Annotated in this window: 13 protein-coding genes; 10 read left to right on the top strand and 3 right to left on the bottom strand. The window is 45.6% G+C overall.

Annotated features, from left to right (window positions below; all coding sequences use genetic code 11):
* Positions 1-6: 6 nt before the first annotated feature.
* Both JOC27_RS06500 and JOC27_RS06495 read left to right on the top strand, forming a co-directional pair.
* Positions 7-990, top strand: a complete 984-nt coding sequence (locus JOC27_RS06500) for an alpha-ketoacid dehydrogenase subunit beta (RefSeq protein ID WP_205006200.1) — start codon at positions 7-9, stop codon at positions 988-990.
* Between the two features lie 18 nt (positions 991-1,008).
* Positions 1,009-2,283, top strand: a complete 1,275-nt coding sequence (locus JOC27_RS06495) for a dihydrolipoamide acetyltransferase family protein (RefSeq protein ID WP_205006198.1) — start codon at positions 1,009-1,011, stop codon at positions 2,281-2,283.
* Between the two features lie 132 nt (positions 2,284-2,415).
* Here the strand turns inward: JOC27_RS06495 and JOC27_RS06490 are convergent, their stop codons facing one another.
* Entirely contained in the window at positions 2,416-3,297 is an 882-nt protein-coding gene (locus JOC27_RS06490; RefSeq protein ID WP_205006197.1) for a LysR family transcriptional regulator, read from the bottom strand.
* A gap of 151 nt (positions 3,298-3,448) precedes the next feature.
* On the opposite strand from JOC27_RS06490, the gene JOC27_RS06485 reads away from it, so the two are divergent.
* The 3 genes from JOC27_RS06485 to JOC27_RS06475 all read left to right on the top strand — a co-directional run bounded on the left by JOC27_RS06485 (position 3,449) and on the right by JOC27_RS06475 (position 6,184).
* Positions 3,449-4,360, top strand: coding sequence for a DMT family transporter (locus JOC27_RS06485; RefSeq protein WP_205006196.1), 912 nt, complete (start codon positions 3,449-3,451; stop codon positions 4,358-4,360).
* Between the two features lie 100 nt (positions 4,361-4,460).
* On the top strand, positions 4,461-5,138 hold the full coding sequence (locus JOC27_RS06480; protein ID WP_205006195.1) for a response regulator transcription factor: 678 nt from the start codon (positions 4,461-4,463) through the stop codon (positions 5,136-5,138).
* Positions 5,135-6,184, top strand: a complete 1,050-nt coding sequence (locus JOC27_RS06475; protein WP_239529961.1) for a sensor histidine kinase — start codon at positions 5,135-5,137, stop codon at positions 6,182-6,184. Before JOC27_RS06480 ends, JOC27_RS06475 begins: the two co-directional genes overlap by 4 nt.
* A 192-nt stretch (positions 6,185-6,376) precedes the next feature.
* On the opposite strand, the gene prli42 is transcribed toward JOC27_RS06475, so the two are convergent.
* Entirely contained in the window at positions 6,377-6,478 is a 102-nt protein-coding gene (prli42, locus tag JOC27_RS06470; RefSeq protein ID WP_205006194.1) for a stressosome-associated protein Prli42, read from the bottom strand.
* A gap of 131 nt (positions 6,479-6,609) precedes the next feature.
* On the opposite strand from prli42, the gene JOC27_RS06465 reads away from it, so the two are divergent.
* The 3 genes from JOC27_RS06465 to rnz all read left to right on the top strand — a co-directional run bounded on the left by JOC27_RS06465 (position 6,610) and on the right by rnz (position 9,936).
* Entirely contained in the window at positions 6,610-7,731 is a 1,122-nt protein-coding gene (locus JOC27_RS06465) for a M20/M25/M40 family metallo-hydrolase (protein WP_205006193.1), read from the top strand.
* Positions 7,732-7,748: 17 nt separating this feature from the next.
* The gene (locus tag JOC27_RS06460; RefSeq protein ID WP_338062780.1) at positions 7,749-8,939 is read left to right on the top strand and encodes a DNA polymerase IV; all 1,191 of its coding nucleotides are present in this window, start codon (positions 7,749-7,751) and stop codon (positions 8,937-8,939) included.
* Between the two features lie 64 nt (positions 8,940-9,003).
* Entirely contained in the window at positions 9,004-9,936 is a 933-nt protein-coding gene (rnz, locus tag JOC27_RS06455; RefSeq protein WP_205006192.1) for a ribonuclease Z, read from the top strand.
* A gap of 269 nt (positions 9,937-10,205) precedes the next feature.
* On the opposite strand, the gene JOC27_RS06450 is transcribed toward rnz, so the two are convergent.
* On the bottom strand, positions 10,206-11,495 hold the full coding sequence (locus JOC27_RS06450; protein ID WP_205006191.1) for an ammonium transporter: 1,290 nt from the start codon (positions 11,493-11,495) through the stop codon (positions 10,206-10,208).
* 315 nt (positions 11,496-11,810) lie between these two features.
* Here JOC27_RS06450 and JOC27_RS06445 point away from each other — a divergent pair, with 315 nt between their 5' ends.
* A complete protein-coding gene (locus tag JOC27_RS06445) occupies positions 11,811-12,806 on the top strand; it encodes a thiamine pyrophosphate-dependent dehydrogenase E1 component subunit alpha (RefSeq protein ID WP_205006190.1) in 996 nt (331 codons plus the stop codon).
* A gap of 30 nt (positions 12,807-12,836) precedes the next feature.
* A complete protein-coding gene (locus JOC27_RS06440) occupies positions 12,837-13,871 on the top strand; it encodes an alpha-ketoacid dehydrogenase subunit beta (protein ID WP_205006189.1) in 1,035 nt (344 codons plus the stop codon).
* Positions 13,872-14,235 lie beyond the last annotated feature (364 nt).

Raw genomic sequence — 14,235 nt, 5'->3', positions numbered from 1 at the left:
CAGACGATGGCAGTTATTTCATATATCGATGCAATAAATCTTGCAATGAAAGAAGAAATGGAACGCGACGACCAAGTGATAATTATGGGGGAAGATGTCGGCAAGCGCGGTGGTGTGTTTCAGGCGACAAAGGGATTGTATGAGGAATTCGGCGGTAGTCGCGTGATTGATACCCCACTGGCTGAATCCGCGATCGTTGGGGTCGGTATTGGTGCGGCCATGTATGGGATGCGACCAATTGCAGAAATGCAGTTCTCGGACTTTATGCTCCCGGCCGTCAATCAGATTATTTCCGAAGCGGCAAAAATCCGCTACCGATCAAATAATGACTGGTCTGTTCCGCTGACGATAAGAGCTCCATACGGTGGCGGCGTTCACGGCGGGCTGTATCATTCCCAATCTATGGAAGCGATTTTCGCAAATGTGCCTGGCTTAAAAATTGTCATGCCGTCTACACCGTACGATGTCAAAGGTTTGCTAAAGGCTTCGATTCGATCGAATGATCCGGTTATCTTCTATGAGCATAAGCGCGCCTATCGTCTAATTAAAGGTGAAGTGCCTGACGCGGATTATACCTTGGCAATCGGTAAGGCGTCGGTGAAGCGTGAAGGGACCGATGTCACCGTGATCACATACGGCTTGATGGTTCATGATGCATTAAAGGCGGCTGATACGTTGAAAGATCAAGGTATTTCAGTACACATTCTTGATTTGTGTACCGTGTATCCGCTTGATAAGCAAGCGATCATTGAAGCTGCCGTTAAAACGGGTAAAGTACTGCTGCTGACTGAAGATACAAAGGAAGGCAGTGTAATCAGTGAGGTCGCAGCAATTATTGCTGAAAACTGTCTTTTTGATCTTGATGCACCGATTAAGCGCCTTGCTGCTCCGGACGTGCCGGCAATGCCTTATGCAGGGCCGCTTGAGCATGAATTCATGGTTCAGCCGGATCAAGTGGAAGCGGCGATCCGCGACCTGGCGGAATTTTAATGGAGGGAGACAGGGCAGATGAGTGAGGAAAAAATGTTGATGCCGCAATTGGGCGAAAGTGTTACGGAAGGGACTATCAGCCAATGGCTTGTCTCGGTTGGTGATATAGTAAATAAATACGATCCGATTGCAGAAGTGACAACTGATAAAGTGAATGCGGAAGTGCCATCCAGCTTTGCTGGCAAGATAACCCAATTAATTGCTGGCGAGGGTGACACGCTGCCGGTTGGCGAACCGATCTGTGCAATTGCTGTTTCTGAATCGAATCGCACGGAGAAAACCGCGGTGGAACAGCAAAAGATCCCAAAAACCGACACCGAACAAACTTTGAAAACGGATGAGTCCGCGCGCGGACGGTTTTCTCCCGCTGTCATGCGTTTGGCGCAGGAACATCATGTGGCTCTTGAAAAAGTTCAGGGGACTGGCCGAGGCGGGCGCATCACGCGTAAGGATATCGAGCAGTTTATCGCAGAGGATAGGAATGCAGTGAATGAGCCGTCAGCTACGCCAATCGGTGCTGCCAACAGTTTTTCAGAGGCGCTTGTTGGCACAACAGTACCTGTGAAATCATCCAATAAACAGGAGCAGGCACAAGGTGATCGTGTGGTGCCACTGACGGGTGTGCGCCGGGCGATTGCCTCCAATATGGTACGCAGTAAACATGAAATTCCGCATGCTTGGACGATGATCGAAGTAGACGTGACGAATCTAGTCAATTATCGCAACCAGATTAAAGGACGTTTCCAGAAAAATGAAGGCGAGAAATTAACCTATTTGCCATTTTTTATCAAAGCGATTGTCGCTGCGCTGAAAGAATTTCCACGAGTTAACAGTACTTGGGCCGGAGATAAAATTATCGAGAAAAAAAATGTCAATATTTCGCTGGCTGTGGCTGCGGAAGACGCGCTTTATGTTCCCGTTATCCGGCATGCCGATGAAAAGAGCATTAAGGGACTGGCATTTGCCATTAACGAGGTCGCTGCAAAGGTTCGAGAAAACCGCATGTCACCGGATGACATGCGGGATGGGACTTTTACAATCAATAACACAGGCTCTTTCGGTTCCGTCCAATCTCAGCCAATCATTAATTATCCGCAGGCTGCAATCCTTTCAATCGAATCGATCGTCAAACGTCCGGTAGTGGTAAATAATATGCTTGCGATTCGCGATATGGTCAATCTCTGCATCTCGATTGACCATCGGGTACTTGATGGGTTGATTACTGGCCGGTTCCTCGCTCGGATCAAAGAATTGCTTGAAAATATCTCTCCTGAAAATACGCCGCTTTATTAAGTGCTCGGCCAAAGGACTGTGATCCGCGCGCATATTTTCAGAAATGAAACAAATAAAGAAGATGTCTGAGAGCCGATTTTTCGACTTTGAGGCATCTTTTTTGTTGTTAATCGATTCACTGTTTGGAGACAATCACAGATCTATTTTTGCGGATTGGCCCACAATCTGCTTTGTGATTTCAGCAAATTTTTTTGTCGCTGGCGAAGCAGGCGGACGTAGCGCAAGACCAAGCATTCGATAGCAATCTTGCTCGAGAGGCAGCGCGCGAAGAGGGGCCAAATCATCGGGTAGAATTAGTTCCGGCAAAATGCTAATCCCGAGATGATTTGCAACCATTGCTAATATTGCATTTTCCTCCATCAATTCAAAGCGGATTGGTGGATGAATCCGGTACTTTTTCAGAAATTGTTTGATTTCATGGTTACCGCCGAAAGCAGGCATGATGAACGGCTCGCGATTTATGTGCGAAAAGCTAGCGAATTTTTCATCGTACAGGCTGCTCTCGCTCGATACAATGCAGAATAGACGATCTTTTTTCAGTGGTATTACTTCACTAGATTGAGAAGTGAATGTGTTCAAAAAACCGCAATCTAATCTTCCACTTATTATTCCTTGTTCAATGAACTGGTAATTGCCTTCTTGTAATTTGATCTCGATTCCAGGATAGGACCTGTCCATTTGTCGAATGATTTGCGGCAACCAATGCCGCGAGACGCTCGTGAAGACGCCGACGTGAATAATGCCTCGAACAAGACCGGCAATATCCGCCGCCTCCTGACCGACTTTCTCGTTTTCGCGGAGGACACGTTCAATGATCGGGAGCATTCTTTCCCCGTCATGCGTCAGGATAACACCGGTGCGATTCCGATGAATTAATGGAAAACCGAAACTGTTCTCGAGACTTGCGATCGAATGACTGACTGCGGACTGCGTTAAGCCAAGCTGATCAGCTGCGAGGGTAAAGCTTTTTGTCTCAGCAATCTTCACAAAAATACTGTATTGAACAAGACTCAATCGATCCACCTCTTCATGAATATTAATCATGATATATAGTATAAAGATTCATTTTATTAATGTAAACGATCCGAATATACTTAATTTGGGAAATCGGTAAAGGATCTCCCTTTGATAGCTTTGTGTATGACATTGATGGGAGAGTTAAACAATGAACCAACGCCAGGCAGATGGATTATTAATTCTAGTGACCGTATTTTGGGGTTCATCCTATTTATTTATGAAGATGGGGCTTTCGGGAATGAACGCCTTCCATCTAATCGCTTGGCGTTTTGCCATTGCTTTTTTGCTGACGGGAATCATTTTTTCAAAAAAATTATTTCGCTCAGATTGGCAGACATTGAGATATGGCGCACTGCTCGGTGCACTTCTTTTGGGCGTGTTTTCGACCCTTATGTGGGGGATTCGAACCACGTCTGCAGCAAAAGCCGGCTTTCTCGTTAGCTTGACGATTGTCTTTGTTCCCCTGATCTCATCGGTCATTTTGCGAAAGAAAATTGGAAAAATGATCGCTTGTAGCCTGCTTCTTGCCATCGGTGGTATATTCCTGCTGACATTTCATGGCTTGACTTTGACATTTAGCAGCGGCGATTCTTGGTGTGTGGCGGCTGCTTTTTTCAATGCTTGTTATATCATTGCAGCGGATCGTTTTACGAAGCGATCCGACACAATTACATTAGGAATCTGGCAACTTGGTTTTACTGCGGCTTTCGCGGCGATTCTTATGCTGATCTTTGAGCCGTCCCAATGGCCGGAAGGGGAAAGTTCATGGATTGCAGTTCTTGGCCTCGGTATCCTGTGTAGCGCGGTTGGTTATACCCTGCAATCCGTGGCTCAGGGGCATACGACATCTGTTCACGCAGGTTTGATTTTCGCTCTGGAACCCGTTTTTGCAGCTGGCTTTGCATTACTGTTCGCTGGTGAAAATCTATCTGTATCGGGATGGCTAGGCGCTTCGCTCATTCTTCTTAGTGTGCTTGTTTCCGAATGGCACCCGAACGGTGGAAAGACAGTGAGACAGGTTTTGCTGCGACAAAGTCGCTCAATCATTCAGAAGCATTGAAAGGACATGACAGTATTGTACTTGGTTCATGAACGGTTCACAATTAAAGGGTATCCTAGGTAATGGAATGGTGAACCAATGGGGCAAGGAGAGAAAGTTAATGAAAAGTATCTTGATCGTGGATGATGATCCGAATATTCGCGAACTTGTTTCAGTTTTTATGCATCAAGAAGGACTGTCCTGTATGGAAGCAGAAAATGGCAGGCAGGCTTTGCAAACATTGGAAAAAGACACAATCGCTCTTGTTGTCCTTGATGTGATGATGCCCGAGATGGATGGCTGGCGGTTTTGTGAAAAGGCCCGCTCTCTCTATCCGCAGCTTCCGATTCTGATGCTGACGGCAAAAGGAGAGACAATGCAAAAAGTGAAAGGATTCCAACTTGGCGCTGACGATTATTTGGTCAAACCGTTTGAACCGATAGAACTTGTAATGCGCATCAAAGCACTGTTGAAACGCTATCAGATCAGTGTGTCGCAAACCGTGCACGTAGGTGAGCTAACCCTTGACCGCAAGAACTATGTGATTCATGATCAGACGGCTGATTATTCAATTCCAAACAAAGAATTTGAATTGCTTTTTACTCTGGCTTCTTCGGAAGGACAGACGTTTTCACGCGACGATTTGATTGAACAGATCTGGGGTTATGACTATGCCGGTGATGAACGGACCATTGATGTCCATATTAAGCGATTGCGGGAACGATTCGATGAAAAGCGGTGCGGTTTTAAAATTAAAACTGTTCGCGGCTTAGGCTACCGATTGGAGGATGGCCAATGAAAAAAGCGATGCGGATCGCGTTGTGGCTGATCGCCAGTTTCGGATCGTTATCGGTTTTATGGATTTTATTCTATTTATTAATGCTGAAAATGAGCAAGATGCTGCATTTTTCATGGAATCTTATGGTACTTCATCTGATAAGTGCAGTGCTCGGTCTTTTGATTTTCGGACTAACCCTGTCACTTCTTTTTTCGTTCTTGAAACCACGGCGGATGAATTATTTTCAGGCGATTATTCAGGCGATTCGTCAAATAGCAAAAGGGAATTATAATATCGATCTAGAACTTCCCGTAGATATCGCCCATCATCCTGAGGATCCGTTTCGATTGCTCACAGAAAATATCCATTATATGGCTAAGGAATTGGGCGAGATTGAGCGGGTGCGACAAGAGTTTATCTCGAACGTCTCACATGAGATTCAATCACCCCTGACGTCAATTAAGGGATTTGCTCACGTTTTGGAAGATCCAACTTTAGATCAGAAGCAGCGTCTTCACTATTTGCAGATAATCCGTAACGAGACGACACGGCTATCCAATCTCAGCGATAATCTGCTGAAACTGACGTCACTTGAGAATGAGAAACATCCAATTATTCGCGAGCCGTATCGAATCGATCGACAAATCCGCCGCGTCATCTTGCTCCTTGAGCCAAAATGGAAAGAAAAGAATTTGCAGCTTGAGATTGATTTGAATCCCGTATTGTTTGCAGCAGACGCAGATTTAATGAATCAAGTTTGGAGCAATTTAATCGACAATAGCATTAAATTTACGCCGATTCGCGGTACGGTTGCAATCAAACTGTTTGAGAAAAAAGAAGCGGTTGTTTTTTCGATTCGGGACAGCGGTATCGGCATAAAAGAAGAGGCGTTAATACATCTATTCGAACGTTTTTATAAGGCCGATCGTTCACGTAACCATAAACTTGGCGGCAATGGACTCGGACTCTCCATTGTCAAGAAAATTCTTGATGTTCATGGCGGAAAGGTACATGTGACAAGCACGTATGGAATGGGCACACAATTTACGGTTCAGCTGCCGAAATAGGCTAGAAATGTTTCTAATCTTGCGTAAAAAATGTAGCGAAGCCGCTCGAACGCCTTGTGAGCATAGCATGCCAGGTGTGCCGTACAGCTTAAGCCCATTAGCTGAAAAAATAAAGACCAGGCATCGCCTGGCTTATCGAAACAGATAAAAAATATTAAATGGAAACATAGCCTTTTTGATAAAATACAGGGCTTAACCCATTCCAGCGAGTGCGGCAATCAATCCCCCGATAGTCGAAAGAACAAGCGCGACAATCATTAGATAGATCACAGCTTTGAATATTTTCTTTGGCAAGTGGAAAACCTCTTTTCAATAGTCATACGGCTCATCTGGCAGTCTGCTTCTATTATAAGCATCTGTCAACAGACTTTTCAATAAACAATCCGCAGCAGTTTCATCGATCAATGTGGTAGAATGAAAGAACAATGAGTGGAAAAGGACAGAGTCGAATGGTTGATGCAGTGAATGCAGCGCGGTTGATTCAAGAGTTTATTGATTTGACGGCGATTGATTCAGAAACGGGAGATGAGGCGGACATTTCCGCAACGCTGAAAACAAAGTTAGCCGCGATCGGTTTGGCTATTGCTGAAGACCATTCCGGAGGCAATCTGATAGCGACCCTGCCAGGAAACCATACTGGGAAATCTGTGCTTTTCAACGCGCATATGGATACAGGACGGCCAGGACGATCGATTCAGGCTGTCCTTAATGGAGGTTGCTTTGTGTCTCGTGGTGAAACCATTCTCGGTGCCGATGACAAGTCAGCTATCGCTGCCATTCTTGAAGCGTTGCGGGTGATTCGTGAGAAGGATCTACCACATGCTGAAGTTCAGATCGTTCTAACGTCGGGAGAGGAATCAGGGCTTGTCGGTGCTAAAGCACTAAATATGCGTCGAATCACAGCAGATTACGGCTTTTCATTGGATGGCGATGGTCCAGTTGGTGGTATCATTCATAGAGTTCGGGGCCAGGCGGTTCTCATTGCTGATATAGTAGCTGCTTCTAAAGAAGTCCAGGCTGAGCTCACAGCAATCACTCTCGCTTCTCGGGTGATCGCCGGATTGTCGCTCGGACGGATTGACTCGGAAACAACAGCTTCAGTCATTAAATTCGGAGGCGAGCGATCATCAGCCGGACAGGATGATCGGGTGCGTATTCTTCTTTTGATACAGTCTGTAGATAACAATAAGTTGAAACGACAGCTACAAGCTACTCGAATAATTATTGAACAGAGAGCCACTAAATGGGGCGGTCGTGCGCTTGTTGAAATCCATTGGGTTTATCCAGGCTACAGTTATAAAAAAGAAGATCCAGTTGTGCAGTTTGCAACGGCCGCCATACGACGCATTGATCGGCAGCCGTGCTTGTTGCAAAAATCCGGAGGGAGCGATGCCAATATTTTATCGGATCGCGGCTTGCCAATGCTTAATTTGTCAGTCGGATTTGAACGGATACATACAATAGATGAAATACTTCCAGTAGCAGAATTAGTCAAAGCTAGTGAATTAGTTCTGGCGTTGATCGAGCAAGGATGCCTGAATGATTGAAGAGGGGGCAGGGGCATGTGACACAACAAAAAAGGGCACGTGTTATTTTTCATGTGGATATGAATAGCTTTTATGCCTCTGTTGAACGCGCACATCATCCGGAATGGCGGGGTAAGCCACTTGCGATTGCAGGTAACGAGGCAGAGCGGCACGGCATCATTGTGACAAGCAGTTATGAGGCACGGAGACAAGGTGTTCGTACCACGATGACCGTGCATGAGGCGCTAAAAATATGCCCTAATTTGATTGTGAAGCCGCCTGATTTTGATTGCTACCGAAAGACATCAGACCTGCTCTTTCAGCTTTTGCGGCAATACACAGACCAGGTTGAGAAAGCATCAATAGATGAAGGCTATATGGATCTGAGTCAACGGGCATCGGGCGAACACCCATTGGCACTTGCTAAGCGGTTGCAACAAGACATTTTGACAAAACTCAAATTGCCTTGCAGCATTGGCATTGCACCGAATAAGTTTCTAGCGAAGATGGCTTCGGATATGAAAAAACCGCTTGGGTTAACTGTCCTGAGAAAACGAGATATCCAGGAAAAAATGTGGCCGCTTCCGATTGGAAATTTGATCGGCGTTGGAAAGAAGACGGAAGAAAAGCTAAAGCGGATCGGAATCGTTACCATCGGAATACTGGCTAATCGCGATCAGAGCGACATTTTTCAGCGGTACGGTCAGAACGGCTTGAAATTATGGGAACATGCAAATGGAATCGATGCACGTCCGGTGGATCCTGATGCATGGGATCGATACAAAAGTATTGGCCATTCAGTGACTTTGCCTCAAGATACCCGATTAATCGAAACGATAAGAAAAACATTAGACGGTCTTTCGGACAAACTTGAAAAAAAAGTCAAAGGCGAACATGTGGCAAGTTATGAACTAACTCTTGTGATTCGGTATTCGGATTGGAAGACACAATCAAAGCAGTTCACATTGAACCAGCCGCTCTATGCCAAAGAAACCATTCTTGATTCGGCTTGGAAATTGTTTTGTTTGATTTGGAATGGCCAGAAAGTGCGCCTTTTGGGCATTACCTTGTCAGAATTTCAACCGATTTCCGGAGCAAGCAAACAGCTTGACCTGTTTCACTACAAAGAGGATGCGAAAGAAGAGCATCGATACGAACTGATCGAACAGATAAACGATCAATTCGGAAGGGGCTCGATCCAGTCGGCATCAACATTGTTAAGCGAGTAAGTGGCGCAAATGGCTTGAATGAGCTTTATAACGATAGAGATTAATGATAAAAGGATTGACTGTGATGGATTTTACTTTTTTAGGAACTGGAGCAGGCATGCCAGCAAAGGAGCGGAATGTCAGTTCGCTTGCCGTCAGTTTTCCAGAATATAATGGCGAGCTATGGCTTTTTGACTGCGGAGAGGGCACCCAGCGTCAAATCCTGTATACATCGGTGCGGTTGCCAAAACTATCTGTTGTTTTTATCACCCATCTTCATGGCGACCATATCTATGGTTTGCCTGGCGTGCTTGGCAGTCGTTCGTTTCAAGGCGCGGATCAGGAGCTTTGTCTCGTTGGTCCTGTGGGATTAAAACAGTTTGTTGAGACAACACTAAACGTTTCCAAAACGCATTTACACTATCCGGTTAAAATCATTGAAATTGAGAAACCGGGAATCATCTACGAAAATTCGCATTTTAAAGTTGAAGCACGTGAATTGGATCACGGGATTCAATGCTTCGGTTATCGGCTCATTGAAAAAAATCAACCTGGAGAATTGCTGATTGATAAGATACGTGCACTTGGTATTCCGGAAGGTCCGATTTATCAGCAGTTTAAAGAGGCCACGGAAGTCAAGTTACCAGATGGACGCATTCTACCGACAGCGCCTTTCCTTGGACCCGAAAAAAAGGGACGCCATATCGCTGTGATCGGTGATACTCGTCCTTGCGCTTCGGTACGCACGCTTGCTCAGGACGCTGATCTGATGATTCATGAAGCAACATTCAGCCACGATGAGTCGCGTCATGCCCATGATTATCATCATTCAACGTCGGTTCAGGCGGCACAACAAGCGCTCGAAGCCAATGTCTCAGCATTGATCCTGACACATTTGAGTTCAAGGTATCAGAAAGCGGGTCAGAAGGCATTACTTGATGAAGCACGAGCTGTATTTAGACCAACACTACTTGCCAGTGATTTATGGCATTATTCATTAAAGCGCCAGTCTCGGTGACGGGGAGCTGGCGTTTTGTTAGATCGTCATTTCTTATGACTCAATCTGAGGAATCTTGTGCTTTTTAGAATGTATTAGAAAAACTTGGCTGCGCCCTGTCGCGCTCCGGCTTCTCGCGCCTGCACTCTATTTTTCGTGCTTTCTTATCTTGTAAGAAAGAACTGGACAAAACTGTCCAGTTCTTATTTGTTGACAACGTATATTTTTTCTCCAGTCGGCAAAAAAAATCCTGCCTCAATTAAGGCAGGATTTTTTGCGTTTCGATAATCTTATTTTGCTTCAGCTGCGGCAACAGCTTCTGCATCCATTTCTCCGTATCCGTAAGCACCATGTTCGCTGATATCGAGACCAGCAATTTCAGCTTCACGGGATACACGCAGACCCATCGTTGCTTTCATAATGCCGAGGATAACGAATGATGCGACAAGTACGAAAACAAATGCTGCAGCGACACCAAGCGTCTGAACGCCAAGCTGGTAGAATCCGCCACCATAGAACAAACCTGGTTTGCCGACACCAGCTACTTTAACAAGTTCAGGAGCGGCAAAGAAACCAGTGGAAAGCGTACCAATGATACCAGAAATACCGTGAACAGAGAAAGCGTAAATCGGATCATCAAGGCCTTTAGCTTCGAAGAAAATCGAAGTCCAGTACGTGAACGCGCCAGCAAATGCGCCGATAACGATTGCTGCCCAAGGTTCAACGAATGCACAAGAAGCAGTGATAGCAACAAGTGCGGCGAGAACGCCATTGCACATTGCACCGATATCTGCTTTTTTAGACAAAATCATGGCAGTGAACAAAGCGCCAAGTGCGCCGCCAGCAGCAGCCAGGTTAGTTGTCAGAGCAACATAACCGAAGAACTGACCGTAACCTTCTGTGACAGCACCCGTTGAAACCGTGCTTCCTGCGTTGAAACCGAACCAGCCAAGCCAGAGAATAAATGTACCAAGGAATACGAATGGAATATTATGTGCTGGAATTGCTACTGGCTTGCCGTCTTTAAATTTGCCAATTCGTTTACCAAGAAGCAATGTTGCAACGAGAGCGGCAGTTGCACCTTGAAGATGGACAACGGTTGAACCGGCGAAGTCCTGCATGCCGAGTTTGCTCAACCAGCCGCCGCCCCATACCCAGTGACCAACAACCGGATAGATAAAAATAACGAATAAAGTACCAAAAATAAAATATACAGACAATTTGGCGCGTTCTGCAAAACCGCCCCATGCAATGGCCAATGATACAGCGGCAAAGGCCAATTGGAATAAGAAGAAGATTGAGTCATGACCACTTGGCACACCGCTTAGAAAAAACGATGATGTACCGACGAAGTCATTGCCTTTTCCAAATGCGATACCGTAACCGAAAGCCCAAAAGGCAATTGAAGAAATCGCCAGGGTGATAATCTGTTTCCCAGTGATATGCCCCGCGTTTTTACTACGAAGCGAGCCTGATTCAAGGAAGGCAAAACCGGCTTGCATAAAAATAACTAAGATTGCTGCGATCAAAATCCATAATGAATCCAAGCTTAAAGTAATTGCGTCTGCAGTTGCTTTCATTAAATGAATTCTCCCCTCGTTTATGATGGAACTAGTATAACATAAGATGTCAGCAAATTTAACAACTAAATATTAAAAATATTCATTTATTTTTGAAAGCCTTTTCAAAAATCACATTTTGTTCATACCTATAACTTGTTCTTATTCCCCCATTTCAAAGGTGTTTATTAGCTGATTCATTTGTAACAAATGTCACAATTTCAAGGCTTATTTCTTGCAATGAGTAAAGAGCAGAATTAAGATAAATACGTAAGAAACCGCTTACACACCATGCTGAGAAATTGAATCAGGCGGTAAACGATGGGAGGAATCATCATGCAAGCTGGAACAGAAACTTCCTACAAAGAGATGACTGTTGACAAAGCCAAGTGGATTTACCAGAAAATGCAGGAGATTCGCCAGTTTGAAAACGCCGTTCATGAAATTTTCGAAAAAGGTGAAATCCCCGGGTTTGTTCATCTCTATGCTGGAGAAGAAGCAGTTGCTGTGGGTGTTTGCGCACATTTGACCGATGATGACAAGATCACAAGTACACACCGCGGTCATGGTCACTGCATCGCCAAGGGTTGTGATTTGGATGGCATGATGGCGGAAATTTTTGGACGTGCTACAGGGTTGTGCAAAGGTAAAGGCGGATCCATGCATATTGCCGATGTTTCCAAGGGAATGCTCGGTGCGAATGGTATTGTTGGCGCTGGATTGCCGCTTGCTATCGGTGCGGGATTGACGGCGAAAGTCAAGAAAACGGATAATGTAGCGGTTTGTTTTTTTGGCGATGGTGCAAGCAATCACGGAACGTTCCATGAAGCGGTAAACATGGCTGCCATTTGGAAATTGCCTGTTATTTTTGTGTGCGAGAATAATGGTTTCGGCGAAGCATCTACTTTTGACTATGCTGCCGCGGCTGATCGCATATCTGATTTTGCAAAAGTATACAAGATTGCCGGTGATACAGTTGATGGCCGCGATCTGATGGCTGTATATGAAGCCGCCGGCAAGGCGGTTGATCGCGCGCGCAAAGGTGAAGGGCCAACGATTCTCGAATGCCTGACCTACAGAGATTATGGGCACTTCGAAGGCGATACTCAGACTTATAAAGATAAAGAAGTACAAGAAAAGGCGATCGCTGAAGATGATTGTATTCTTCGATTCCAGAACGCCGTGAAAAACACTAAACTCCTTACAGATGAGGAGATCAGTGCCATTGATAGCCAAGTGCAAGACGCGGTGGCACATGCCATTCAATTCAGTGAGGACAGTCCGTTCCCGGACCGCTCAGAGACAACAACCGATGTATATGTTTCTTATTGAATGTGTTCAAATCATTCGGAGGTGAGAAAGATGTCAGTCAAAATGTCTTATTCAGAAGCGATAAACGACGCTGTTCGCCAGGCGATGCGCAAAGACGAGAACGTTATTTTGATCGGCGAAGACGTTGCTGGAGGTGCTGAAGTCGATCATCTTCAGGATCAAGGCGCATGGGGAGGCGTTTTCGGTGTTACGAAGGGAATTGTTGAGGAATTCGGTCGAGATCGTGTAATCGATACGCCGATCGCCGAGGCAGGGTATATGGGGGCTGCCGTTTCCGCGGCGGCAACCGGACTGCGGCCAATTGCTGAACTGATGTTTAATGACTTTATCGGCAGCTGTCTTGACGAAGTAATGAATCAAGCGGCTAAATTCCATTATATGTTTGGCGGAAAAGCAAAAGTGCCGCTAACTATCCGGACGATTGACGGTGCTGGATTCAATGCGGCAGCGCAGCATTCGCAGAGCCTGTATGCCATTTTTACACACATTCCGGGTCTCAAGGTTGTTGTGCCGAGCAATCCATACGACATGAAAGGGCTCTTGCTTCAGGCAATTTTCGATGATGATCCAGTCATCGTTTTTGAAGATAAAACCCTTTATTCAATGAAAGGTGAAGTTGGTGAAGGTTTCTATACGATTCCATTTGGCAAGGCGGAGATTAAACGCAAAGGCTCCGATCTGACTATTGTCGGTATTGGCAAGCAGGTCTTTACAGCGATGAAAGCGGCTGACCAATTGGCAAAAAAAGGCTTTGAGGCTGAAGTTATTGACCCGCGTACACTTTCGCCACTAGATGAAGGAACAATCATTGAATCGGTAAAGAAAACGGGACGGTTGATTATCGTTGATGAGGCATATCCGCGCTGCAGTGCTGCGACGGATATAGCCGCAATCGTCGGTGATAAAGCTTTTGATTATCTTGATGCGCCAATTAAACGGGTTACTGCGCCGCATAGCCCTGTTCCATTTTCTCCTGCACTGGAGAAAATTTATATGCCGTCACCGGAGAAAATTCTCGCAGCCTTTCAAACGATGGTTGGGGATCGTGTTTTTACAACTGTATAAACTTTTACCCGGTTTATTCAGCAGAGTCGTTCTTTCATAAATAAAGAAAGTAACAGACTTTTGCTTGTACGAGGAGGCTCACGGATCGCCCGCGGCAAGCGCCGAAGCGCAATTGATACAAATAAAGACCAGGCGTAGCCTGTTTTCTTAAAAGATAAGAAAGCATAAAATGGAGCGAAAGTGCGAGACGCCTGCGGGAGAAGCGAGCCAAGTGAGACCCCGCAGATTCTAGACTGTCTGAGGAGGCTCACGGATCGCCCGCGGCAAGCGAGCAGCCGAAGCGCAATGGATACAAATAAAGACCAGGCGTAGCCTGTTTTCTTAAAAGATAAGAAAGCATAAAATGGAGCGAAAGTGCGAGACG

Origin of the sequence: Sporolactobacillus spathodeae, assembly GCF_016908935.1 — a bacterium.
Lineage (GTDB): Bacteria > Bacillota > Bacilli > Bacillales > Sporolactobacillaceae > Sporolactobacillus > Sporolactobacillus spathodeae.
Note: the sequence above shows the minus strand (reverse complement) of the source record. Positions and strands in the feature narration are given on the sequence as shown.

Bases quoted from the DNA above. Each gene is read 5' to 3' on its own strand.
- JOC27_RS06500 (WP_205006200.1), top strand. From the start codon at position 7: ATGGCAGTTATTTCATATATCGATGCAATAAATCTTGCAATGAAAGAA.
- JOC27_RS06495 (WP_205006198.1), top strand. From the start codon at position 1,009: ATGAGTGAGGAAAAAATGTTGATGCCGCAATTGGGCGAAAGTGTTACG.
- JOC27_RS06485 (WP_205006196.1), top strand. From the start codon at position 3,449: ATGAACCAACGCCAGGCAGATGGATTATTAATTCTAGTGACCGTATTT.
- JOC27_RS06480 (WP_205006195.1), top strand. From the start codon at position 4,461: ATGAAAAGTATCTTGATCGTGGATGATGATCCGAATATTCGCGAACTT.
- JOC27_RS06475 (WP_239529961.1), top strand. From the start codon at position 5,135: ATGAAAAAAGCGATGCGGATCGCGTTGTGGCTGATCGCCAGTTTCGGA.
- JOC27_RS06465 (WP_205006193.1), top strand. From the start codon at position 6,610: ATGAGTGGAAAAGGACAGAGTCGAATGGTTGATGCAGTGAATGCAGCG.
- rnz (WP_205006192.1), top strand. From the start codon at position 9,004: ATGGATTTTACTTTTTTAGGAACTGGAGCAGGCATGCCAGCAAAGGAG.
- JOC27_RS06450 (WP_205006191.1), bottom strand. From the start codon at position 11,495: ATGAAAGCAACTGCAGACGCAATTACTTTAAGCTTGGATTCATTATGG.
- JOC27_RS06445 (WP_205006190.1), top strand. From the start codon at position 11,811: ATGCAAGCTGGAACAGAAACTTCCTACAAAGAGATGACTGTTGACAAA.
- JOC27_RS06440 (WP_205006189.1), top strand. From the start codon at position 12,837: ATGTCAGTCAAAATGTCTTATTCAGAAGCGATAAACGACGCTGTTCGC.